Origin of the sequence: Arundinibacter roseus, from assembly GCF_004348825.1 — a bacterium.
GTDB classification, from domain to species: Bacteria; Bacteroidota; Bacteroidia; order Cytophagales; family Spirosomataceae; genus Arundinibacter; species Arundinibacter roseus.
The window spans coordinates 85,823-111,278 of sequence record NZ_SMJU01000009.1; the positions used below are offsets into that span (position 1 = coordinate 85,823).

At 41.7% G+C, this 25,456-nt stretch carries 22 protein-coding genes and 1 tRNA gene; 1 reads left to right on the top strand and 22 read right to left on the bottom strand.

Going from position 1 to position 25,456, the window contains the following annotated elements:
- Positions 1–10: 10 nt before the first annotated feature.
- From EZE20_RS15330 to smpB, 10 genes are all read right to left on the bottom strand, one after another.
- Positions 11–1,306, bottom strand: coding sequence for a quinol:cytochrome C oxidoreductase (locus EZE20_RS15330; RefSeq protein WP_132119206.1), 1,296 nt, complete (start codon positions 1,304–1,306; stop codon positions 11–13).
- 30 nt (positions 1,307–1,336) lie between these two features.
- Positions 1,337–1,945, bottom strand: a complete 609-nt coding sequence (locus tag EZE20_RS15335) for a c-type cytochrome (RefSeq protein ID WP_132119208.1) — start codon at positions 1,943–1,945, stop codon at positions 1,337–1,339.
- A gap of 12 nt (positions 1,946–1,957) precedes the next feature.
- Positions 1,958–2,485, bottom strand: coding sequence for a DUF3341 domain-containing protein (locus tag EZE20_RS15340; RefSeq protein ID WP_132119210.1), 528 nt, complete (start codon positions 2,483–2,485; stop codon positions 1,958–1,960).
- Between the two features lie 20 nt (positions 2,486–2,505).
- Positions 2,506–3,933, bottom strand: a complete 1,428-nt coding sequence (nrfD, locus tag EZE20_RS15345; RefSeq protein WP_132119212.1) for an NrfD/PsrC family molybdoenzyme membrane anchor subunit — start codon at positions 3,931–3,933, stop codon at positions 2,506–2,508.
- 54 nt (positions 3,934–3,987) lie between these two features.
- Complete coding sequence (locus EZE20_RS15350) at positions 3,988–7,068, bottom strand: TAT-variant-translocated molybdopterin oxidoreductase (RefSeq protein WP_132119214.1); 3,081 nt, start codon at positions 7,066–7,068, stop codon at positions 3,988–3,990.
- Between the two features lie 47 nt (positions 7,069–7,115).
- Positions 7,116–8,312: a cytochrome c3 family protein gene (locus EZE20_RS15355; RefSeq protein ID WP_228713779.1), complete on the bottom strand. Its 1,197-nt coding sequence runs from the start codon at positions 8,310–8,312 to the stop codon at positions 7,116–7,118.
- 316 nt (positions 8,313–8,628) lie between these two features.
- A tRNA-Cys gene (locus tag EZE20_RS15360) sits at positions 8,629–8,699 on the bottom strand.
- Positions 8,700–8,766: 67 nt separating this feature from the next.
- On the bottom strand, positions 8,767–10,602 hold the full coding sequence (rpsA, locus tag EZE20_RS15365; protein ID WP_132119218.1) for a 30S ribosomal protein S1: 1,836 nt from the start codon (positions 10,600–10,602) through the stop codon (positions 8,767–8,769).
- Between the two features lie 228 nt (positions 10,603–10,830).
- Positions 10,831–11,343, bottom strand: a complete 513-nt coding sequence (locus tag EZE20_RS15370) for an HNH endonuclease (RefSeq protein WP_132119220.1) — start codon at positions 11,341–11,343, stop codon at positions 10,831–10,833.
- A gap of 164 nt (positions 11,344–11,507) precedes the next feature.
- On the bottom strand, positions 11,508–11,966 hold the full coding sequence (gene smpB, locus EZE20_RS15375; RefSeq protein ID WP_132119222.1) for an SsrA-binding protein SmpB: 459 nt from the start codon (positions 11,964–11,966) through the stop codon (positions 11,508–11,510).
- A gap of 60 nt (positions 11,967–12,026) precedes the next feature.
- Here smpB and EZE20_RS15380 point away from each other — a divergent pair, with 60 nt between their 5' ends.
- On the top strand, positions 12,027–12,506 hold the full coding sequence (locus EZE20_RS15380) for a nuclear transport factor 2 family protein (protein WP_132119224.1): 480 nt from the start codon (positions 12,027–12,029) through the stop codon (positions 12,504–12,506).
- A gap of 9 nt (positions 12,507–12,515) precedes the next feature.
- Here the strand turns inward: EZE20_RS15380 and EZE20_RS15385 are convergent, their stop codons facing one another.
- The 12 genes from EZE20_RS15385 to EZE20_RS15440 form a co-directional block, all read right to left on the bottom strand.
- Positions 12,516–13,493: a radical SAM protein gene (locus tag EZE20_RS15385; protein ID WP_132119226.1), complete on the bottom strand. Its 978-nt coding sequence runs from the start codon at positions 13,491–13,493 to the stop codon at positions 12,516–12,518.
- Positions 13,494–13,499: 6 nt separating this feature from the next.
- Positions 13,500–14,342 (bottom strand): acetyl-CoA carboxylase, carboxyltransferase subunit beta, encoded by an 843-nt coding sequence (accD, locus tag EZE20_RS15390; RefSeq protein WP_132119228.1) that lies wholly within the window; start codon positions 14,340–14,342, stop codon positions 13,500–13,502.
- A gap of 102 nt (positions 14,343–14,444) precedes the next feature.
- Positions 14,445–15,137, bottom strand: coding sequence for a DNA alkylation repair protein (locus EZE20_RS15395; RefSeq protein WP_132119230.1), 693 nt, complete (start codon positions 15,135–15,137; stop codon positions 14,445–14,447).
- A gap of 75 nt (positions 15,138–15,212) precedes the next feature.
- Positions 15,213–16,739: a cell division protein FtsZ gene (gene ftsZ / locus EZE20_RS15400; RefSeq protein WP_132119232.1), complete on the bottom strand. Its 1,527-nt coding sequence runs from the start codon at positions 16,737–16,739 to the stop codon at positions 15,213–15,215.
- An 84-nt stretch (positions 16,740–16,823) separates the two neighbouring features.
- Positions 16,824–18,164 carry a cell division protein FtsA gene (gene ftsA / locus EZE20_RS15405; RefSeq protein WP_228713782.1) on the bottom strand — a complete coding sequence of 447 codons (1,341 nt, stop codon included), beginning with the start codon at positions 18,162–18,164 and terminating at the stop codon, positions 16,824–16,826.
- A 31-nt stretch (positions 18,165–18,195) separates the two neighbouring features.
- A complete protein-coding gene (locus EZE20_RS15410; RefSeq protein ID WP_132119236.1) occupies positions 18,196–18,972 on the bottom strand; it encodes a cell division protein FtsQ/DivIB in 777 nt (258 codons plus the stop codon).
- A 27-nt stretch (positions 18,973–18,999) separates the two neighbouring features.
- Positions 19,000–20,397, bottom strand: coding sequence for a UDP-N-acetylmuramate--L-alanine ligase (gene murC, locus EZE20_RS15415; RefSeq protein ID WP_132119238.1), 1,398 nt, complete (start codon positions 20,395–20,397; stop codon positions 19,000–19,002).
- Positions 20,398–20,423: 26 nt separating this feature from the next.
- Positions 20,424–21,521 (bottom strand): undecaprenyldiphospho-muramoylpentapeptide beta-N-acetylglucosaminyltransferase, encoded by a 1,098-nt coding sequence (murG, locus tag EZE20_RS15420; protein ID WP_132119240.1) that lies wholly within the window; start codon positions 21,519–21,521, stop codon positions 20,424–20,426.
- A 6-nt stretch (positions 21,522–21,527) separates the two neighbouring features.
- A complete protein-coding gene (locus EZE20_RS15425; RefSeq protein WP_132119242.1) occupies positions 21,528–22,679 on the bottom strand; it encodes an FtsW/RodA/SpoVE family cell cycle protein in 1,152 nt (383 codons plus the stop codon).
- 12 nt (positions 22,680–22,691) lie between these two features.
- Complete coding sequence (gene murD, locus EZE20_RS15430; RefSeq protein ID WP_132119244.1) at positions 22,692–24,044, bottom strand: UDP-N-acetylmuramoyl-L-alanine--D-glutamate ligase; 1,353 nt, start codon at positions 24,042–24,044, stop codon at positions 22,692–22,694.
- A 167-nt stretch (positions 24,045–24,211) separates the two neighbouring features.
- On the bottom strand, positions 24,212–24,529 hold the full coding sequence (gene mscL, locus EZE20_RS15435) for a large conductance mechanosensitive channel protein MscL (protein WP_132119246.1): 318 nt from the start codon (positions 24,527–24,529) through the stop codon (positions 24,212–24,214).
- Between the two features lie 36 nt (positions 24,530–24,565).
- A complete protein-coding gene (locus tag EZE20_RS15440; RefSeq protein WP_132119248.1) occupies positions 24,566–25,444 on the bottom strand; it encodes a DUF3078 domain-containing protein in 879 nt (292 codons plus the stop codon).
- Positions 25,445–25,456: the final 12 nt, after the last annotated feature.

Here is a 25,456-nt window from a genome sequence, read left to right on the forward strand (position 1 = left end):
ATTATTCAAATTATGCAATATCGTGATGCAATGATTCTTCCAGCATAGGATGGTTTTTAGGAATCAAATTAGCTTTCGCAAGCTGAGCTGATACAAACCAGATAAATGCACAGGTGAACAGAATGATGAATCCGAATTCCACTGGACCAAATCCTGCATTTGCTCCTACCGTACCGGGCATTATGTTGGTATAAAAATCAAAATAATGGCCGATCAAAACGCTCCAGCAAGCCACCTTCAAAATAGAGTGTGTTGCTTTTGCGTCTCTTGTCATTAAAACTAGGAATGGAAAGAAAAAGTTTAAGAAAAGATTGATGAAAAATGGAGCCTTAAATATGCCTCCAAAGCCGGTAAATCGTTCTTTGTAATATATTGTTTCCTCTGGTAGGTTGGCATAGTAAATCAACAGAAACTGGGCAAACCATACATAGGTCCAGAAAATACTAAATGCGAACACAAATTTACCTAAATCCCGAAGATGACTCGAGTTTACTGCTTTTAGATAACCCATTTCACGCAGTGTTACAACTGTAAGCGTGATAACTGCCAGGCCACTTACGTGCCAGCTTGCCAGTGTATACCATCCAAACATGGTACTAAACCAGTGGGTATCTATTGACATAACAAAATCCCAGGCTGACGTTGAAGATGTTACAGCAAAAACCACCAGGAAAGCTGTTCCAAATTTAACTGACTTGTTGTACATGTCAACACCGCCAATTTCGTCTTCCTGCAAAGAGGCATTCCGAATTACTTTCCAGAGCATGTACCAGGAAACAAAGTAAAATACAAGACGCGCCAGGAAAAACGGCGTATTCAAAAAGCCTTGCTTACCTGCGATAATTGGATCGTACTCAGGACCTCCGACTTCATATAGACCTTCGTGAGTCCAATGAAAAAGATCATGACCAGCTGCAAAAAAGGTAATCAACATGATTATCCCAGTTACAGGAAGAAATGCAGGCATTGCTTCGGGAATCCGTTTGAATACTACTGACCAGCCGGATTGTGCCAGGTAATTATACGAGATAAAAAACAATCCAATAACTGAGATACCTGTAAAATATACTGAGTTCACCCAGATATTTGCCCAAATTCTAGTCATCCAATTGCTAGTGTGATGAGCAGCCCCCTCGGCATGTTCTGCCCCATGAGCTGCTTCGTGCCCTGACCCATTAGCCAGCAGAAAAGCTCCAATAAGTACCAAAGCCAATCCTATGGCTCCGCCTATTAGTAGTTTTTGTTTTGCGCCCGAAGTAAATTCAAAGCGTTCTTCAATGGAAGGTATCGAATGTGCTGATGCCATTATAAATTTTGTTACTCTGTTTTCGATGAATTAAGAATCTTTCTGGAGCTTTTGTACATAATGTACAACTTTCCAGCGCTCTTCAGGATCCAATTGAGAGCCATGGGGCCACATGCGGCCTTTTCCATGAGTTATTACGTGGAAAATATGACCGCCATTCATTCCTAAATAAGCATCTGCTTTGTAATTAGGAACACCTTTATACGCTTTGCCAACCAATCCATCACCAGCGCCACCTTCTCCGTGACAGTGCTGACAATATCTTTCATAAAGTACCTTCCCTTCTGCCAGTGCCTTTTCATTTAAGGGAACTGGATTAGTCAGAGTCCGTTCTGCAATAGAAATGCTATCTTTTGGTACATTATATACCATGATATCAACATTGGCAGAATCTCCGGAACCAAAAGATGTATTGTAGTTACGACGGGAAACTGTACCATCTACTGGTTTCCGCATGTTCAATCCCATCGGATTAAGAGGGTGTTCATCTACTTGCCGAAAGGGCTCATATCCTACCGATTGGTACATATTAGGCGCAAATTCCAGACCGGTACTTTGAGGATCTCGATTGCAACTAGTGATAGCGGTTGCTAAAAAAGCAAAGGCCAGAACGTAGCTATATTTATTTTGAAAATTCATTATCCGGATTAATTAGAATTGTTTGATGTTCACTTCTTCGGCTCCTGAGTCTTTCAAAACCTGTGAAATTTGCTCTTCCGTAAGCTTGTTTTTACCCAGTTCAATAGCCATAACAAACTTATTATCCGTTGAACGTGGGTCAAACATGTTCGGGTTAACCCCGGGACCCAAATTATTGGTGACCAAAAAAGTCCCTACCATTCCAAAGGCAGTAAAAAGTACAGTCAACTCAAAGGTAACAGGAATATAATTTGGGATAGAAATCGGATCTTTCCCGCCAACAATCATAGGCCAGTCGATACCCATTGTCCAGATGGTAAGGCATAAAGCACAAATACACCCAGTAACTCCAAACATAAATGCTGCAATACCGATTCGGGTACGAGAATGCCCAAGAGCCTCATCCATTCCGTGAATTGCAAATGGAGAATATACTTCTGAAATTTTCACACCTGCTTTCCTGATTTTGGAAATTGCATGCAAAATCACTTCATCATCATCGTATACTCCAACTAAATATTTTCCGTGTAAATCAGCCATAACTCGTGTTCAATTGTAAATTATTCAGCGTCTTTATTAAATGTAGGATTAGCCACTCTTTCGCCTTTGGCAACCCCTGCAACTTTGGCCGGCAATTTTTCAGAAGATGATCTGATTACAGATTTTACCTCTGCCATATTTATTACGGGCAGGTATTTTGAGAATAGCAGGAATAAGGTAAAGAAGAAACCAAAAGAGAATATATAATCACCAATGTCATACATCGTAGGCGAGAACATTGCCCAACTTGATGGTAGGTAGTCACGGTGTAGTGAAGTAACAATAATTACAAACCGCTCGAACCACATACCGATGTTTACAATTACCGATATAAAGAAGGTCCATGTCACGCTCCGACGAATACTACGTGACCAGAACAACTGAGGAGAAATTACATTACAGGTCATCATCGTCCAGTATGCCCACCAATAAGGCCCTGTGGCACGATTGATAAATGCGTAGCTTTCATATTCTACTCCTGAATACCAGGCAATGAAAAACTCGGTAAGGTAAGCTACTCCAACAATAGATCCGGTCAATGTAATTACCTTATTCATGGATTCTATATGTTCCAGCGTAATGTAGTCTTCCAGTCGATAGACAACCCGGGTAATCAACATCAAGTTTTGAACCATTGCAAAGCCCGAGAAAATCGCCCCTGCAACAAAGTAGGGAGGGAAAATCGTAGTGTGCCAGCCCGGAATTACGGAGGTAGCAAAGTCCATACTTACAATTGTGTGTACAGAGAGTACCAAAGGTGTGGAAAGACCGGCCAGAATAAGGCTTATGTATTCATAACGAGCCCATGTTTTGGCAGAGCCATTCCAACCCATTGCGAGTGTTCCGTAGATATATCGGGAAACCTTGTTTTGTGCACGGTCACGGATTGTGGCCAAATCGGGAATTAAACCAATATACCAAAACACTAATGATACTGAAAAGTAAGTACTAATGGCAAATACGTCCCATACCAGTGGTGAGTTAAAATTAACCCATAGAGATCCGAAAGCATTGGGAAGTGGCAGAGCCCAATAGGCTAACCATGGACGACCCATGTGCATAAGAATGAAAGACGCAGCACAGAGTACGGCAAAAATCGTCATTGCTTCCGCCGCACGGTTAATGGAAGTTCTCCATTTCTGTCTGAAAAGCAGCAAAATCGCAGAAATGAGCGTACCAGCATGTCCTATACCTACCCACCATACGAAGTTTGTAATATCCCAGGCCCATCCCACAGTTTTATTTAAGCCCCAAACGCCAAGACCTTCCCACCAGGTCCAAAAAAGGCAGGCCGTACCGTAGGCAAGAACAATCACCGAAATAGTGAATGCAATTTTCCATTCTTTGGTGGGTTTACCTTCTACCTGACGGCATATATCCTCCGTTACATCGGCGTACGTCTTTCCGCCAGTTATGAGCGGCGGTCTCACGGATGAAGTAACATGCATACGACTGTAAGTTATATTGAATTAATGTTCGATTTACTTTACAAATACAAATTATTAAGCTTCTGTGTTTTGAGCAGCAGCTTCTTTATTACGGACTTTGGTTAGATAAGAAACCTGTGGCCGAACGTTAATTTCTTCCAGCATGTGGAATGCCCGTCCTTCTCTTTCTACTTCCAAAATCTTTGAAATTGCACTTTCGGGATCATTCATATCACCAAATGTAATGGCATTCGTTGGACATGTTTGTGCGCAAGCGGTAACAATTTCTCCATCCTGTGGCCGTCTTCTTTCTTTCCGGGCTGTAAGTTTGCCCTCTTGAATACGCTGCACACACATTGAGCACTTTTCAATAACCCCGCGAGAACGAACAGTTACCTCAGGATTGATAACCATTTTGCCTAAATCGTTATTGAAATGATAGTCAAAGTTTTCATTATCAAAGTACTTAAACCAGTTGAAACGGCGAACTTTATAAGGACAGTTGTTGGCGCAATACCGGGTTCCTACACAACGGTTGTAGGTCATTTGATTAAGCCCCTCAGAACTGTGTGTCGTAGCAAGTACAGGACATACAGTTTCGCAAGGTGCATTATTACAATGCTGACACATCAGCGGCTGAAAGGTTACCTCAGGGTTTTCTGATGCCTTTTCCAAACCGGCTGTACTATCAACAGATTCACTGCTGTAATAACGGTCAATTCGAATCCAGTGCATTTCCCGGCGATTAATCACCTCCTGACGTCCTACTACCGCCACATTGTTTTCTGACTGACAGGCTACCACACAAGCGCTGCATCCTGTACAAGTGTTCAGGTCAATCACCATTCCCCACGAGTGGTTTGGATATTTATGACCATTCCAAAGAGAAATATCCGTTGCTTCTTTCGGGCCTTCTGAGGTTTCAATTTTGGGAACAAAGCGTCCGGCCATTGTATCTTTCTTATAGGCTGCCAAAACAGTCTCCTGCAATACAGACTCGCGACCCATTACTGTGTCATGAGTTTGCGTTTGTGCAATCTCTTTGAAGTCACCAGTTTTGGAAACAGAAACTTCTCCTGGCAAAAACGATAGGTACCCATTAGCAAATGAAGCCATAGGGAACACATTTTTACCTACACCATCAGCAGATTTTCCAGCTTTTTCTCTTCCATAGCCAATCGCAACAGCAACTGTTCCAATGGCTTGTCCCGGCTGTACTATAACAGGCAAATCAACTGATTTCCCTTTGAGATCAACCTTTACAACATCTCCCTGCTCGACTCCAAGTTCAGCAGCCGTTTGCTTTGAAAGGGAAGCGTAATTGTCCCAACATGCCTTAGTAACCGGCTCAGGCATTTCCTGCAGCCATGGGTTATTTGCCAAATGACCTGTCCCCATACCTACTTTCTCATAAAGAGCAAGTTCAATTGCGGAGGAGGTAGCTTTATACGTTTTTGCAATGGAAGCCGCAGCTCCGGCAACATCTCCGGTAAAACTTCCACCAGATGTGGTTGTTCCTTTTCCTGGCTCAAATACCCCGTCATGAAGCGCTTTGATCCAGAAATTTTCAAAGTTTCCGCCAGCTCCCTGCGTATAGATATTACTCCGCCAAAATGCTTTTACATATTCATGATAATCCGCATTCTTGCCTGCCCATGTCAGAAGACTTGCCTGCGCCTGACGAGTATTATAAATCAGACTTATAGTTGGCTGAGTAAGGCTATAGAATCCGCTGATAGGTTCAGCATCGCCCCATGATTCAAGATAATGTGAAGACGGGCAAATATATTTGACCAATGAACCGGTTTCATCGGCACGGTCTGAAAATGAAATACTCAAAGAAACTTTTGGAAGAGCCTCGGCAATTTCAGCACCTCGTGGGTGATTGTATACTGGGTTGGCGTCCAAAAACAGAACAGCACCAAGTTTATTACCTTTTAGCTCGTCAATAAATCCATTCATAGCCTTGTCACTCCCCTGACGAATATTCATGGAAGCTCCAAGATTAATGGTAGATCCGTAGCTACCCAAAAGGCTATTCAGTGAATTAACAATAGTTTGAACCGCAGGATCATTTACACCGCATACAACTAATGATTCGCCTTTTGAGGCAATCAAATCAGCAGCAGCTTTATCAAGTTCAGGAATGGTAAGCGCAGGGGCAGAAATCGTTTGAGCGCCCATTTTGCTGGCCACTTTATTATAAAGCGTTGTAGCAACCAAACCAATCTGTGATGGCTTAACGGCCGAACGGTAATCTGCATTAGAACCGGTTAGTGAAAGAATAGTCTCAAATTGGTAATGACGAGACATATCTCTTTTGCCATCCTTTGCACTACTTAAACGACGTGTTTCAGCATATTGCATGGAAAACATTTCCGGTGCCAGCCAGCTACCAAGAAAATCTGCGTCAATTCCAACAATAGTTTTTGCTTTGCTAAAATCATACGCAGGAATTGCTGCTTTACCAAATGAGGTCGAATTCGCATCCAATAGAGCTGATGCAGAATTTGCATCATATTGAATGTGTTGCGTTGTAGGATATTTGGCAATAAAGTCGCTGATAACTGCCTTTGTAGATGGGCTAACGACTGATGAGGAAACTAGGCGAATTGGGGTTCCGGAGGTAGCTACCTGAGCCAGCTGACTCATGATTTCTTTGTCAACCTGCTCCCAACTAACCTTGGTATCTTCTCCTTTCCTAGGGCCTTTCAACTTCTCTACGTCATAAAGGCTTAATAGAGAAGCATGAACACGACCACTAACTCCTTTTGATATTCCTGAAAGTGTATTGGGCTCTATTTTAATAGGCCTTCCTTCCCGGGTCTTTACAAGTACGCTGGCGTAATCTCCACCTTCTGCGTACGTAGAGGCATACCAATTGGCAATTGTAGGATATTCTCCTTCTGGTTTATTTAAATAAGGGATAGCTTTCTTAACCGGAGTTTCACATGCAGCTAAGGAAACCGCTGCCATTCCGAATCCTAAAACCTTCAAAAAATCCCGGCGGTGGGTACCCATACCGTCAACCAGGCTATCATAGTTGCTGGAATCAGGTGCATTTTGGGCAAATTCACTGTTGGCATTCTTGACAAAGTTTTCGTCATTACGTAACTCTTCAAGTCCCTTCCAGTACCTTTTATTTGTATCTTTCATAAAACTGTTCAATAACGAATTTTTATCTTGGAATTTTCTTCAGATTATTAATAGTGACACTTTGAACATTCCAAACCGCCAATATCAGCCACCTTTAATGCTTCCTTGCTCTCGCTATTATGCAGCTGTACAAGCTTATCGTAATAGGCATTACCTTTGGTATTAACCTCTGTTTTGCGATGGCAATCGATACACCAACCCATCGTAAGTGAAGAGCGCTGCTCCACGACTTCCATTTTTTCAATTTCACCATGGCATTGCTGACATTCCAGCCCTCCCACATTCACGTGCTGAGAGTGATTGAAATAGGCAAGATCTGGCAAATTGTGCACACGAACCCATTCAATCGGCTGATTAGTTTCGATGGCTGCGTAAATTTTCTGAATTTCAGGAGATTCTTTCTTGATAGCTCCGTGGCAGTTCATACAAATGTTTGCCGAAGGAATATGTGCAGACTTTCCACGATTAACGCCCGTGTGGCAGTAGTTACAGTCGATTTGATATTCGCCTGCATGCAGTTTATGAGAGAAAGCAATGGGCTGCTTAGGAGCGTAACCCTGCTGTACGCCTACGTTATAGGCACCATCTATAAGAGCTTTGGTAACTAACAATACAAAAACCCAAATAGTGGCCGAACGTATCGCCGGATTGTTAGCTGCTTTTGAAAATGTAGTTTTAAGGCGATCCATAAAAGGTACGCCATCTGCACCCGTGGCATCTCCACTGACAGCCTTGGACAATAATGTTACGATTACCAGCAACACACCAAGAACGAGTAACATAACCACCAACAAGGCAATTAGTACCAATACAAATAAATCAGAAGGTCCGCTTGATTGCGCAACCGCTGCACCTGCTGCAGGGGAGCCACCATCAGCAGCAACCGGAGCGGCATTTGCCTGATCTATGTAAGCTAAAATCCCTTTAATGTCATCTTCTGACAAATTAGGGAAGCTAGTCATCTGAGCCTGATTGTACTCGTTATAGAGTTTTACAGCTGCCGGATCACCACTTGCGATCATCGCCTGCGAATTGTGAATCCAACTGACAAGCCATGGAAAATCCCGGCGTTCTGAAATGCCTTTTAACCCAGGCCCTACTGATTTCTCGGCTGTGACATTATGACAGCTCGAGCAATTATTTTTAAACAATGTTTCCCCTTTGGCTGCATCGCCTTCAGCATCCTGTGCAAAAGCCAAAAACGGGCTGCATAGTAGGGCCAATCCTACAATGAATTTTTTCATTCTAACAGATAGTTTTTTTGCTATGAGAGCGGTTTTTTTTATTTGTATATTCATAATAATGCATTCATGATACTTCAACACACAAATCTACTGCACGAATTTTTATCCACAAAAGTATTTTATCTATATTTTACCATAGACACTTATTTATACTTTTTCTAATCAAAACCGGTTGCGACACCTTTTTGTTTTCAGTAAAGAACATCTGACTATCAATCATTTATAAAAAAATACCATTCGTGAAAGCTACTTAATGTTTGCTCCACAAATGGTATTTTTCCAGCTTGCAGGTCTTAAATTATTTCCTGCGATGTTGAGGTTCCGAGCGGATTCGAACCGCTGTAGGAGGTTTTGCAGACCTCTGCCTAGCCACTCGGCCACGGAACCAAATACCCGGTCAATTCTCTGCTGTCAGCAATGAACTGACCGGGGCAAAATTAGGAATTATTCAAACTTACTCAGCGTCTTTGTCTTCTTTTTTAGAAGTTTTTTTGCCTTTCTTTTCGGTTTCTTCCATTTGTTCTTTCAAAGCAGAGAGAATATCCAAATCTCCGAAGGTCGATTTGTCTGCTTCTTTCTCCTTAGAAGCGGGTGCTTCTGCTGCTTTGGGTGTTACTTTCTTGGGAGCTTTTTCTTCTACTACTCCAACCTGCCAGATTTTGGCATGCGATAGAACGATTTTCTTTTCGTCTTTGGAGAATTCCAATACCATGAAATCCAGGCTATCCCCTATTTCGGCTACCGAGTTATCTTCTTTTGAAATATTTTTGATCGTTGCAATTCCTTCAATACCATAAGGCAGTTCAAGTGTTGCAAATTTATCTCCTTTGGACAGAACTGTGCAACGGTGTACTGATCCAACTTCGAAGATAGACTCAAAAGTATCCCAAGGGTTTTCTTCCAGTTGCTTGTGTCCAAGAGCAAGACGACGGTTATCGGCGTCAAGTTCAAGTACCACAACTTCCAACTGATCTCCAACTTTAATAAAGTCGGATGGGTGTTTGATTTTCTTGGTCCAGGAAAGATCCGATACGTGCACCAATCCATCGATTCCTTCTTCAAGCTCAATAAACAAGCCGAAGTTTGTTAGGTTACGAACCACACCGCTGTGACGAGTACCTACTGCGTACTTATCTTTCAGTTCAGCCTGTGTCCATGGATCTTCGGTTAGTTGCTTAATGCCAAGCGACATTTTGCGTTCCTGACGATCAAGTGTTAATACAACAGCTTCAAGTTCGTCATTTACACTCATGAATTCCTGTGGATTCCGCAAGTGCTGCGACCATGACATTTCTGATACGTGAATCAATCCTTCAACACCTGGAAGAATTTCAAGGAAAGCGCCGTAATCAGCTACATTGACAATGCGGCCTTTTACTTTCGATCCAACCTGAATCTCTTCGGACAAAGAGTCCCATGGATGTGATTGAAGCTGCTTCAAACCAAGTGAAATACGCTTTTTCTCTTCGTCAAAGTCAAGTACAACAACATTGGTTTTCTGATCCAGGCTCAACAATTCGGACGGGTGATTAATACGTCCCCACGAAATATCTGTAATGTGAAGAAGTCCATCCACACCACCTAAGTCGATAAATGCACCGAAGTTGGTCATGTTTTTGATCACGCCTTCCAATACCTGACCTTTTTCGAGGTTGTTCAGAATTTGCTGACGCTGTGCTTCAAGATCTTTCTCGATCAGAATCTTGTGAGAAACAACTACGTTATCGTTTGCATGATTAATCTTAACAACTTTAACTTCCATACGCTTTCCAACAAAAATGTCGAAATCACGAATTGGCTTCACATCAATTTGCGAACCGGGCAAGAATGCTTCGATTCCATATATATCTACAATCAGACCGCCTTTGGTTCTGCGCTTTACAAGTGCATCCATGACGAGATCTTCTTCAAATGACTTCTGAATATTGTCCCAGGCAGTGATTACTTTGGCTTTCTTACGAGAAAGTACAAGTTGTCCCTGAGCATCTTCCTGATTTTCTACGTATACTTCTACCTCATCACCAATTTTGAGATTCGGTAAATCTCTGAATTCGTTAGAGGAAACCAATCCATCAGATTTGAAACCTATGTTTAGAATTACTTCACGATCGGTAATTCCTACAACTGTTCCTTTTACTACTTCTTTTTCCTGAATTGGAGAAAGTGTGTTTTCATACATTTGCTCCAATCGAGCGCGATCTGCGGCTGTGTAGCCGGTACCAAATCCTTTGTCATCTGCGGTTTCCCAATCAAATTCGGGGCTAACGTAGCTTTGTTTTTCCTTTGCCATAAATAGTTTGAAAATTTGCCCTGACATACATCAACTCCCAGGCAGCTGAGTTGAATTTTGTGAAACATGGTATTGCTTTGAAAAAATAGACCGCAAAGGTACTGTTTTTTTTCTTTTTTCAAACCTGCTTCCCGGAATAATAAATATGCGCACGTATACAGCCTTACTTGCGTAAGCAGATTAACAGGAAACTACGTCCTGAAAAGCAATGAAAAACAAGGGAGAATTTTAATACATCGCCTCACGGGCTCCTAAATACGGAAGCCATCCTTCATCTATAGTTCCGGAAAAATCGCGTAGAAACATTAGAAAAGAAGGCCGAAAAGGGCGTTGGAAGAGTGGCATGGAAGCCTCTTCGGGAGTATAATCGCCTTTACGTGAATTACAGCGCTTGCAGGCAGTAGCAAGATTGTCCCAATTTGTTTTGCCACCTCTTGATTTTGGCAATACATGATCCAACGTAAGATCTTCATGCGTGCCGCAATATTGACAGCGATTGCCGTCGCGCTTGAAAATATTTTGCCGAGTCATCATTACGCCTCGATACGGCAAATTAATATACTTGTTTAGCCTGATCACGGTCGGCATTGGATATATTTCGCTCACCGTGCGTAATGCATAGGTGGGCGAATCAGCGATCATCTCGGCTTTGTGGAGGTAAACCAGCAAAAAAGCCTTAGGAACGGAACAAACACTAAGTGCACTATAATCTTGATTGAGAACCAAAACTTTCCTGCCCATGGGTTTAAAATGGTAAATTCTTCAAAGCAATTTAGAAAATATACCCTTAAATAACGCCAACGGATGGTTAAATGTTAGTAAAATTTTGATAGTGAATCTTTTTGTTGACGAAAGGGCCGATTGACATATGAAACCATATACAATCAAATCCTCTGATTTTCAGATCAGTAGCCCATTCTATCCGTTTCACGTTTTATGTCGCGTTCTTTTATACTGTCACGTTTGTCATACAGTTTTTTCCCCTTGGCCAAAGCAATTTCCAGTTTAACCAACCCGCGCTCAGATGTAAATAGCTTGCAGGGGATGATTGTCAATCCCTGATCTGTAAGTTTTTCTTCAAGTTTGCGCAATTCTCGCTTGGTAAGCAGGAGTTTACGATCCCGCAAGGGATCGTGATTGTAGTGTGTTCCTTCTGTATAAGGAGAAATATGCAGACTTCGAATATAGAGCTCACCGTCCATAAAAAGGCAGTACGCATCCTGAAAGTTTACTTTCCCCTGACGAATTGATTTAATTTCAGTTCCGGTCAATACCATTCCAGCCGTATAGTTTTCCAGAAAGAAATATTCGAATGAAGCACGACGATTGGCTATATTAACCTTCTTGGCTATTTTTTCAGACATTTGTATAATTTTACCACTAGATGCAAATGTAATCATTCAATAAAAACTATTCCAATTCGGATGAAATCTTACACAATCAATCTGTACCGAGCAATTCTCATGAGCTGCCTTTTACTGGTTTCATTGGTGGTACAAGCCCAATCCCCGGAGACCGAAATAAGGAATGTCATCGATCAGCTTTTTACCGGCATGCGAACCGGGGATTCTTCACTGGTAAGTAAATCATTTTTAGCGGATGCTACACTTCAATCTGTATCTGCCGGGCAGGATGGCAGCATTCGGATACAAAAAGATGCGATTCAGGGATTTATTAAAGCTGTTGGCACTCCGCATAGCAGTATTTGGGATGAGCAAATTTATGGAGTTCAAATCAAGGTAGATGGTCCAATAGCTCATGCGTGGGTTCCCTATAAGTTTTTTGTTGGGACTACGTTCAGCCATTGTGGAGTTAACTCCTTTACGATGATTCGTATGGATAGCGGCTGGAAAATTGCAAGCATCACAGACACACGGCGGAAGGAGCCATGTATAGAGCCATGAGTTTACTTCTCAAAATGGAAGTAACTGCTTCCAGGTACCTTTGATCCAATTATATTTCAGAGTACTTGGTAATGCTTTCCACCAATACTTATTCATTTCTACGGCAAAAGAGGGCTGCATGTAGCAGTTAATGGCACATCCTTCACAAGCAGGGAGTTTTCCTTCGAGCGCTACAAGTTTCTGTACTTCTTCTGATTGGTACAAAGTTTTCAGTCGCCCTTCAATCGGAAATTCTTTCAGTCCTAAATGGTAGCATGGAAGAACGAGCTTGTCTTCGGGTGAAATCACGAGGGTTGTGCTTGCTGCCTTACAAATGGGATCTTCGAGGTGATTCCCCCCATCGATCCGAAGTTGAACAAATGCATCATTCAGATACACGTTTTTTTGCTTTCCCCAATTTGTAAGCTCCTGCAAAGCAGCCGCTGATAACTGACTTCCTACATCATTGTATTCAAATACCGGATTGAGTATCAAAACCAATCCATTCGGCAGGCATATATCTTCCAACAATTGTGGAATCTGATGAATATTATGTTCAAATACTGTAAAAAGTATATCCGGGCGCTCACCCAATTGTTTTGCAACCTCAATGGATTCAATTACTTTATCAAAACATTTTACACCACGGGAGCGATCATGCTCTTCTGCAATGGGTGAATCCAAAGAGAAATGCAGCATGTCGATCAGCCCTGCTAGTCGATTGGCGTATTTTGGATATAATAAACCGTTCGTAGTTACGGTTGTAATCAAACCCTGATTTTTGGCTTCTTGCAGGAGAAGATCAAGTTGGCGGTGAAGAAGAGGCTCGCCTCCTGTAAAATCAATCACTTTGACTCCCAGAGCTTTTAAATCCCGAATATTGTTTTTTGCACTTTCAAGAGTTACATAGGGAGATGGTCTCTCCCAAATGTCACAAAAGCCGCACGTGGCATTGCAGCGATAAGTCAAATAGTAATTACATAAAACAGGATTTGAAACTAGCCTCATTGGATTTTACCTGAGCATGTTCAACAAGCTCGTTAATTTATCTTTCAGATCCTTCCGATCAACTATAAAGTCCAGGAAGCCATGTTCGAGCACAAATTCTGCACTTTGAAAGCCTTTGGGCAGGTCTTTACCAATGGTTTCGCGAATAACCCTTGGCCCGGCAAATCCAATGAGCGCACCTGGTTCAGAGATATTAAAATCGCCTAACATTGCGTACGAAGCAGTTACACCGCCAGTTGTAGGATCAGTCAGAAGTGAGATATAAGGAATCTTTGCTTCTGATAACATGGCTAGTTTAGCAGAAGTTTTTGCCATTTGCATGAGCGAAAAGCCAGCCTCCATCATTCGGGCACCACCGGAGCGGGAGATCATCAAAAAAGGCACTTTATGCTTAATTGAATGGTCAATTGCTCTGGCAATTTTTTCTCCAACCACTGAGCCCATTGATCCACCAATGAAATTAAAATCCATACAGGCAATAACAATTTCCACTTCATTCATTTTCCCAAATCCCGTTCTGACCGCATCTTTGAGTCCAGTTTTGAGCATTGTAGCCCGTACGCGATCTGGATAAGGTTTTGTATCTACAAAATTAAGGGGATTGCCGGAAGTCAGATTTTCATCCAGTTCTATATAAATATTTTGGTCAAAAAGCACTTCAAAATAAGCGTCAGACCCAATTTTTTCATGATAATTGCAATGCTCGCAGGTATAGGCATTTAGCTTGTGCTCACGTGTTTGCATAATTTTTTTACAACTGGGACACTGATACCAAAGCCCGTCAGGAGCTTCACGTTTCATTTCAGTGGGCGTACTTATACCTTTTTCTTTACGAACAAACCAAGACATATTTCGAGAGATTTATCGGAGCGTTGAAACATTTCTATTTGAATCCGAATGGTCCTTTTGACCGAGTTCGAGCGTCAAATATACTAATAAATGTTTTGGCTACTACAGCGAGAGGTAGTATTGTCGCCGGATGGGTGTAAGGCGCTCAATAGCATAACGTAAGGTGGTACGAGGTAATGACCGGATATGCAGGTGCAAAAATTCTTCCATACAATCCAGATCCTTTTTCCCAATTTCTCTTAAAATCCAGCCCATAGCTTTATGAATGAGGTGATGCGGATGAGCCAAAAGCTTTTCAATCAGACGTAGGCTATCTGTAAATTGGCCATATCGAATAAAATAAAACGTTGCTATGAGTGCAACCCGCTGTGTCCAAATACTCTGATCGCCGGCGAGTTCGTATAAAAGATGCCGTTCTTTGTTAAATAGATGCCGACCGACAATATCTCTGGCAGAAAGATCTACCAAATCCCAATTATTGATATACTTCAAATTTTTCAGATAGCCCTCAAAAATTGCCTCTCTATCCTCCGTGCTACCTTTATGGTACTGCCTGATCCATATCAGCAATGCGGCAAACCGACATTCATGCACAGGATCCTGAAGCAAATTTTCTACCTGCGTTAGTTCGAGGTTCTCCCACTTTTTGGCAACTTGTCGAACCAGCGGATTTGAAATACCCCAAAAAATGTCTCCCGCTGCATATTGTCCCGGTAGAGTCTGAAAATACTTTGATACAACTAGTGCCCGCTCTTCGTTCTGGAGACTTGCTAATTCTGATCGGATACCTTCCATAGATAGTGAATAATGAAGTCAGAAAATAGAGGACTATAAATAGTAAAAGCGGGATGTTAGGTCCCGCTTTTACTGTTAGTCCAATCGAATTTGCTCAATTTCGTGGGCAGGAATTGCTGGTTTACGCCAAAGATCAATCTGACTTCGTCGATAAGCAGGCCCCTTATCCAATTCATCCCAATTTATTCTTTTCTTATCTCTGAAACGTTCCACCAACTCTTTAATTCTACTATATTCTTCAGCGCTCCAGTCTTCTCTTTCCAGTCTACCTGACATTGAGTCCTGTGGAACTCTTTGATCATCATAGTGTAGGGGAAACTGTTTATGCTCATGAATTATTGGTATGTAATTAGTCTGTTGTTGCTCAATATATGGCGATGGAGTAAAGTCACTTGTTGGTGTACTATTAACTTTATTTGGGAAATTTTGAGGTAAAATCGTAGGTTCTTCTTTTACTTCCTCCTCAATTATTTCCACTTTTTCTTCCTTTGGCTCTTCTGGCTCAACTTCGTCAATAACCACAATTGGTGGCTCTTCAACTGGCAGTTCAGCTGTTGGGCGACGTGCCTTAACACCGGGGATCGGGGGCTCTACACTATCGAACCCTGCGGCAACAACCGTCACCCGGAGTTTATCTCCCAGCGTATCATCAATGATTGTTCCTAATTTAAACAGGTGGGCTTCACCCCCAACCTGAGAAAGAATATACTTCCAGATTTCGCGCTGCTCTTTCATGGTAGCTTCACGTCGCTTACTAGAAGCCAATGTTACCAGAATCCGCTGAGCCCCGGTAATTTCTCTATCGTTCAGCAGAGGAGAATCAAGAGCTTTCCGAATAGCTTCATGTGCTCTATTATCACCATCAACCTCTGCCGTGCCCATCACCGATTGCCCGGCTTCTTTCAGGACCTTCTCAACATCCCGAAAGTCAGTATTTATATTTCCGCTTGTGGTAATAATTTCAGAAATACTCTTAACGGCATTGAGCAAAATCCCGTCTGCCTGTGCAAAGGCATCGGTAATTGCCATATCCTCAAACAGTTCTTCCAGTTTGTCATTAAGTACTACAAGAACTGTATCGCTATATTTCTTTAATTGTTCAATGCCCTCTAAGGCCTGTTCTTTCTTGGAACTGCCTTCCCAGGAATAAGGAGCAGTTACGACCGAAACCGTAAGCAATTTCATTTCTTCTTTGGCAATTTGGGCGATAACCGGTGCTGCACCTGTACCAGTTCCCCCTCCCATACCTGCCGTAATAAAAACCATTTGAGTTGATCCACCCAATAGTGCTTTTATCTCTTCAATTGTTTCCAGGGCAGCTTCACGCCCTCGGGTAATATCCATTCCTGCACCCAACCCCATCGTGAGTGATGCACCTAATTGTATTTTGTTAGGAACAGGGCTTTTTAACAAGGCCTGTCTATCTGTATTGCAGATAGCAAACTCTACATCTTTGATTTTCTTTTCAAACATGTAGTTTACAGCGTTACTTCCTCCACCGCCAACCCCAATTACCTTAATAATTGAGGGCTCAGCGACTCTATCTTCAATGCCATTCACGATGTAATCTTGTTCAAGGGCGTTTAACAAATTGGTATTCATATGGTCAGGTGCGTATTAGCTTTCTTCGAATATTCTATTCCGTCCGAACAAGTATTTTAACGATGCCCGTATTCGTAGCATTTTTTAGTAACCTCCTCCGGTTTTATCTTCCTTGTCTCCGCTCGAAAAGGGATTTAGTTTTTTTAAGCCTTCAAACAAAGGATTCCCTCCACTTGGCTTTATCACTTCATCTGTCTTAGAAATCACATGCGAATTCGATGGAAACAACGGACAGATCGACTCTATACGCATGTCAATTTTTTTTAGGCCTGCCCATGCTAAACCAAGTGCGGTAGCGTAGCTAGTACTACTCACAAAGTCTGCCTTCGGTGTATGTGCAAGCCGTTCGGGAATACCTACACGAACAGGCATGTCATTAGCTACCCGGCTAAACAATGTCTCTATTTCCGGCAAATTAGCTGTCCCACCAGTAAGCACAATTCCACCGATTAAATCGTCAGAAAATCCCGATTCGAGTATCTCCGCGTATACTAAAGCAGCAATTTCCTTTAAACGCTCTTCAATTATTAATGCTACATTTTTTTTCAAAACTTGTTTAGGTGGACGACCTTTTAGGTAATTAACAAGTATTTCAATATTCAGAGCGGTATTCTCGGATAAAGATTCACCGTATTTTTTTTTCAATAACTCAGCACCATCTAATTGTATTCCACACCCTGTTTTTAAATCTGCCGTGATGTGACGTCCTGCAATCGGGAAAGAGCTAATGTAACGGATGATGCCTCCCTGATATATTACAATATCAGTAACGTGATCGCCAATATCAACCAATGCGATCCCGGCTTCCATTTCATCCTCACTAAGTACTGCCAAACCGGCAGCAATGGGTGCAAGCAAAAGCTGATCAAATTCCAGTGACTGATCTGCCGTTTTCAGGCTATTTTTCGTCAGTTCAATTGCTTGTCTATTTCCAGACACAACTAGAAAATCTCCGCCCAGCCGAACCCCAACACGCCCTACCGGCTCTTTTACAGTGGGACTATTATCGACAACAAATTCACCAGGAATGACATGCATTACCTCAAAATTTGGTTCATTTTGGGCTCTGTACAAATCCTTAATTAAATGCTCTACATCTTCCTGAGTTACTTCATTACTTATAGCAGAGGTAGGCCGTACCATAGAGCTGCTGAGCGATGATACCTGCACATGCCCCCCGCCAAAACTGACGTTCACATGTCCTATTTCAAGGTCTGAACGCATAGCAAGTTGCGATAAGGCACTGCGAATTGCCATTCCAACCTGTTTTACGTTCTTTACTGCACCATTAACAATGGCATCATTGGGTACTGAAACTTCACTGAAACCAATGACTTCCACCGTATCCTGATATAGGTTCTCCTGGCTTTCAATAGCAACGGCAGCGACCTTCGTACTTCCTACGTCCAAACCTACTGAAATCATACCTTTCCTCATGTCAAAATGGTGTATTACGTTATTCACAAACGATCTGATTTGAGAATTTTAAACTAATTTTTGAATAACGACTCCAATCAGAAGCCATTACTTTTTCATAAAAGGTACGAAGCTTTCCCAGCTTTGAATCTATATTTTCAGCCTTCCCGAATTCAATCCTTTGATTCCCTATTGTTGTGAACAAATCGATTTCTCCATCTTTGGATACATCCATTTGAGTAATTTGTACATTCCACAACGGATCCTGATTTAAAGCTTTAATCAATTCCAGAACATCTTTTTCATATTTAGTTGTAAGGTTCTTTTTTTCGGAAAAGAAAGTACCTGAAACCAAAAGTACATGTGCAGAATATCTTTCTGACAATGGGAAATATTTTCCCAGCTCATTGATATAAAAGCCTTCCGATTTTCTCCATTCTCCGTTCCTGGAGTTGTTAATCCAACGTGCAACTGGTTTTTCCTGTTCAACCTGAACGACCAAATTACCTTCCAGATCGTGGAAAATTTGCCCCGATTTGATATGCTTATTGAGTTTTATCCTGTTTTCAAGGGCACTGAGAGGGATATTTTTCTGGCGATTGCCATGAATGGGGTCATTCCCATTATTCGTAATAAGTTTTTCAACATCTGATTTCGTTACAAAACGAATACCGCTTTCATAATCAACTTTCACGATCACGTCATTGATCTGTTGATGTCTCAACTTATTTTCGGCCATTCCTACGCATATCGTAAGCACAAGTATCCAAATACTCATTCCAAACAGCTTAGACTTATAGTCAAATTTACGTAACATGCTGATAATATTAAAAGTCTTTTTTTACTAATTAGCAAATGGAACCTGTAACATTTCTTTTATATAACCAACATACTTACTAATATCCCCCGCGCCAATGGTTACAAGAACATCTATCTCCTTCATTTTTAGGACAGAAATCAATTGATCGGCTGAAATCTGCGTTTTATCCTCTAATTTCACTTTATCAAAAATTATCCGGGATGTAACTCCTGGAATAGGCAATTCTCTGGCTGGATAAATATCCAAAAGTAGTAACCTGTCTGCAAGGCTTAAACTGTTCGCAAATCCTTCGGCGAAGTCACGCGTTCGGCTAAACAGATGTGGCTGAAATACAGCTGTGATGTGGCGAGTGGGGTATAATGCCCTTACAGAAGAAAGGAACGCCTCAATTTCTGTTGGATGATGCGCATAATCGTCTATAAAAACGGCTGTTTCACTTTCAATAATATACTCAAACCGTCGTTGAACTCCTTTATACGTATTTATACCTGCTCGAATCTGTTCTGGCGACAAGCCTACGTATAATGCGACTGCAATAGCGGCCAATGCATTTTCTACATTATGAAAGCCAGGCACCGAAAGGGAAAATCCTGAAATTTCTCCCTCGGGATGGACTACATCAAACATAAATCGAGCATCTTTGATTTGAAGATTTGTACAATGTACGTCCCCTTCATGCAAGGAATACTCTACTACGTTAGCAGAAGTTGAATCTTTAAGTTCTAAGCCCTTACGCATAAAAAGCATACCGTCCGACCGGATTTGACTCACGAATGAGCGAAACGATTCCATTAATGATTCATGTTCACCATAAATATCGAGATGATCGGCATCCGTTGAGGTTACAATTGCCACAGATGGGAACAGGGTAAGAAAGGAGCGGTCAAATTCATCGGCCTCAACTACACAAAGAATTTCCTCAACGTTTTCAGTTGGGTCGTTGAGCAAGAAGTTTGTTCCATAATTTTGGGTAATTCCCCCTAAAAACGCTGTACAATTTTGGCCTGCTGCCCGAAAAAGATGAGCCACCATGGATGAGGTGGTCGTTTTACCATGTGTGCCGGCAACAGCTACTGTTTTGAGGGTATTTGTCAACCAACCGAGCACCTGCGACCTCTTTTGAATTTCAAATTTAGTTTCCCGAAAGTAGACCAATTGCCTGTGATCTGCTGGTATAGCAGGTGTATATACAACCAAAGTTAACAAAGAGTCTTTGAGAAAATCTGTCGGGATGCTGTTCAGGTTGTCATCAAAACAAACCTGTATCCCCTCAGCCTGTAGGGTATCAGTAAGAGGTGTTGGTGTCCGATCATATCCTGCGACCAAAAAACCATTCACATGAAACCAACGCGCAAGGGCGCTCATCCCTATTCCTCCAATACCAACAAAATATACATATTTCCAGGGTGTTGAAAAGTTCATGTTCAATGGGTTAAATATCCTGATAACTAAGGCATTAATTTCAAAACTTCGAGAGCGATTTCCCGAGCAGCGTGGGGTTTGGCTAATTTACCAATATTTAAACTTAATTCACTCTTTTTTAAAGGGTCATCCAGTAAACGGATAGCGGTCTCTGCTAGCTCCTGAGCGGCATTTGAATCCGTAACCAATAAGGCAGCATTCTGACGAATCAGGGCCATTGCATTCAGAGTTTGATGGTCTTCGGCTGCAAACGGGAAAGGCACCAGAATTGCGGGTTTCGTAGCCAAACATAGCTCTGAAACTGATAAAGCACCAGCTCGGGAAATAACGACATCAGCTACGGCATAGGCTAGATCCATTTCATAAATAAAGTCATAGGCTTTAAAATACCCTGAGGGATACTGTTCAATTGCCTGTCGGGCAGTTTCTATATAAGGCTTTCCTGTTTGCCACAGCAGTTGATAACCTGCGTCACTAAATTTTTTCAGGCTGCTTTTTACACTTTCGTTGATCGTACGGGCACCTAGGCTGCCCCCCATAACAAACAGAGTTTTGCGATGTGCTACAAATCCAAAGTGTTTCAAGGCGAGCGCTCGCTTATCTATGTTATTCAAGATATCACTACGCACAGGATTTCCCAGGAGCTTGATTTTCTTTTTTTCAAAAAAGGCCTCCATCCCCGGATACGCGACACAAATGGTTTTTGCTTTTCTAGCCAGCACTTTGTTTGTAATTCCTGCGTACGAATTCTGCTCTTGAATTAAAGTGGGTATTCCTGAAAGTGTGGCTGCCAATAGCACAGGGCCACTTGCAAATCCTCCCACACCAATGGCAACATCCGGACGAAATTCCCGCAAAATTTTTCTTGCCATCCACAGACTCTTAACGAGTTTAAAGGGAAATAGAACATTCTCTAACGTAAGCGCTCGCTTTATGCCAACAATTGGTAATCCTACAATCTGAAATCCGGCTCGTGGCACTTTTTCCATCTCCATCTTCCCTAGTGCACCCACAAAAAGTATTTCAATCGATGGATCCTCATGCCTGAGCGAATGAGCAATAGCAATAGCCGGATAAATGTGCCCTCCCGTTCCACCGCCACTAATTATGATGCGCTTTGCCATAAAGTATCAAATCGTTTTTTCTTCTAATTCGCCCCTGCTTACACTTAATATAATTCCCATGGCTAACCCTGTAAATAGCATGGAAGTCCCTCCTTTACTTATGAAAGGAAGTGTTTGACCAGTAACAGGAAACAAACCAACGGTTACTGCCATCGTAGCAAACGCCTGAAAAACGATGCTGAAAGTCAGACCTGCCGAAAGCAAACCTCCGTAAGGTCTCTTAGGCTTTTCAATGGCTTTAAGCCCTCGGTATAGCAAAAGAAGAAAGGCACAAATGACAAATATTGCTCCCAAAGTACCATACTCCTCAACGATGATAGCAAATACAAAATCACTATTACTATGAGGCAGGTATCTTCTTTGGCGACTTTTGGCTACTCCTTCACCCGTTAATCCACCGCGCGCCATTGCGATGAAGGCATGAGAAGCCTGATACTCTACTTTTTCACTATTAAAAAATTGCTCTATACGTTTTTCAGCTGTACCGCCTCGTTGACCCAATTTCAGAACGACTAATACCCCTGAGAAAAAAATAAAGACGCAGAAAGTAAAAAACAGATATTTGATAGGTACTTTACCTACATACATCATCATGAAGCAAGTTGCTCCCAGAAGCGCTGATGTAGAAATATTGGACCTATAAATTAAGGCACATACAAGGCCAATCATGAAGATAGGCTCTATGAGGGATTCCAGTGTATTCCAACCCTTTTTAAAACGTCGCGCCAGGACCAGGGCAAGGTGGGCAATTAAGGCTACTTTGGCAAGCTCAGAAGGTTGAAACCTGCGGTTAATAAACGGAATTTCCACCCAACGGGAGGCATCGTTAACGTTGATTCCTTTAAAAAAAGTAAGAAATAATAGAATAATCGAAAGCCAAACGCCTAATCGTGAGAATATTACAAATTTGGTGTAAGGGATTAGATGAACAAAATACATCACCAGAAACGCCATTCCTGCCGATTGAATCTGTTTGTAGAGAAGATATTCAGTATCTCCGTTATGTTCCAGGTAGGCTTCCATTACGCTCGCACTATATACCACGGGTACACCACCTACCAGCAGAAAAACCGCCACACTCCATAGCCACGGGTCTCCTTTCAGGTTTTTTACAAACCAGGCCTGAGTCAAATCTTTTAGTCTAATAACTGAATCCATTGTGACGCTCAACTAGTTTTTGGTAAACATATTTTGTACCTGACTCCTGAACTGATCACCACGATCGACATAATTTTTAAACATGTCAAAACTCGCACAAGCCGGAGAAAGCAACACTACGTCATAAGGTACAGACCAGGATTTTGCCATTACCAATGCTTCTTCGAGACTGTCAGTACTATATATTTGAGGGACAATATCTGAGAAATAGGTCATTAACTTCGTAGTATCTTTTCCTATTACAATCAAGCCCTTTACCTTTTTCTGCACCAATTCTTTAATTTGTGAGTAATCGTTCCCCTTGTCGACTCCGCCTGCAATCAAGATGATCGGTCGATCAAAACTACCCAACGCATAATAGACCGAGTCGACATTGGTGGCTTTTGAATCATTAATATAGGAAACCCCATCATAAACTCCTACAAGTTCGAGGCGATGCGGAGCATTTTTGAAGGTACGTAAACCGTTGATTATCTGCTCATCGGTAAGTCCCATGCGTTGTGCTACCAAAATTGCTGCCATAGCATTGACTGCATTATGTGGTCCCTGAATCGGAAGTTCATTCCTTTGTATCCGAAATTCAACATCCGCTCGTTTCACAATTAACGTTTCATCAATAAGAAATCCTCCCTCGCTTACTTGTCTACTTAATGAAATAGGCAATTGCTTTGCATGAAAGGGCCGTTTAACCAGTTCAACAGGTATCGGATGACTATCAGAAAAATAGATGAATTCATCTGCTTCCGTTTGGTTTTGAGTTATACGGAACTTAGAGTCAACATATTTTTGAAAGTCATACCTATACCGATCCAGGTGGTCAGGTGTAATATTAAGCAAAACGGCTACGTCTGCTCGAAATTGGTACATATTGTCCAGCTGAAAACTACTTAATTCCAACACGTACACTTCTTTCTTCCCCTCCATTATCTGCCGGGCAAAGCTATCACCAATATTCCCTGCCAACCCGACCGAAAGCCCAGCCTGCGCCAGTAAGTGATAGATCAGTAATGTTGTCGTAGTCTTTCCATTACTTCCAGTTATTCCAATCAAAGTGGAATCGGTATAGCGGGATGCAAATTCTATTTCGGAAATCACAGAAATATTCCTACGATATACCTCTGCCACCAAAGGAGCGTCATCCGGAATACCTGGACTTTTGATTACCTCGGTTGCCGAGAATACACGGTCTTCTGTATGACACCCTTCCTCAAAAGGAATGGCTTCCCTTTTGAGGATATTGCGATATTTTTCCTGAAGGGGGTTACTGTCAGAAACAAAAACCCTCATTCCCAACGATTTGGCCAACAATGCCGCCCCTACACCACTCTCGCCACCTCCTAAAATTACAAGTTCGGTCCCTTCCATATTTCTACTAAGTGGTCAATTTAAATATTGCGGCTGTAAATTTCGGAGAATTTATGGGTCTATTGCAAAAAAGCCTTCGCTTTTAATTGAGGAAAATAAAAAGAGGTATAACGCAAAAAGGAAGCGTGCAATTATTGCAGCTTCCTTTTTGAATGTTAAAAATGCGTTTACTTTTCCTCCGACTTCAATTTATTTGCATAACGCACAATAAAAAATATCACAAAGGCCACAAGCAAAAACTGAATGATCGTTTGAATAAAATTCCCATACATAATAGCAACTTCCGGTTGTTCACCAACGGCTTGCTTCAATATGATTTTCAACTCTTTGAAATTTACTCCACCAATAGCAAGTCCCAAAATTGGGTTAAGAATATCTTCAACCAAAGAGGTTGTTATCTTTCCGAATGCGGCACCGATGATAACACCAACGGCCAAATCCAGGACGCTTCCCTGAGCAATGAAAGTCTTAAATTCTTTAAGCATACGATCAGTTAGTTGAGTTAGGTTAATTTTAAGTATCTAAAAAGTATAAAGAAATCCAATTGCAAGAGATTGAGCAAACTGTATATCAAGGCTTTGGTCCTGATCATAAATCATGATCGCTCCGAGGTTCACGTTCCAATACTTATTGATTTTTGCTGTTAACATCGCATCAAGACGGTGATCGATCGCGCCGAGATCTTTATAATTTGCAAACATCAAATAGCGAAATTTCAAATTTACATTTTTTGCAATCTCCTTATCGAAATTTGCGACTAGCTGTAAAAGAGCAACTTCATTACGCAGACGTTTCCCAATAGGCACTCCATAGTTCTTGGGGAAAGTTTTATAAAGATCCAAGTCAGCTACAATTGTTTGACGTACCGCACCTGGCGAAAACGATACAAAGAAGTAAGGAGCCGGTTTATACTCCATACCTATTGACTCTGTAATAAAGGCAGGGGAGAAAAACCCTGAGATTTTGGTTCGCTCTAATCTCCCTGCGGTAGTTTCGTTAAACTCAAATCCCTGAGTAAATTGTGATAGAAAGTTAACATTCCCAATAAAACTCCATTTATCGGTAATTTGACGCCCATATTTTGTGTCAAAAAACAATCGGTCTACACTTTTGCGGCTTCCTTGCCCCTGATTTCTCACGATCCCGTATTGAGCCTGAAAATCGTTACGCCAACTATTCTTATCTTTTTTATATTCCGCAACAGAATTTAGGAATACACCGAAAGCTACCGAACTAACCGCACCTCCTGTCCAGTTAGAGCTAAAACTTCCCTGGTTTAAATTGGCTCCGAACTCTGTCTTTTTTTTCCAGGAAGTATCTTTTGGCATCTCTGTTTGCGCTGCTACTCCTGAAATAGTACAAATTAAAATCCAAAGTAAAGTAAAAATACGCTTTTTCATAAATAATCAAAA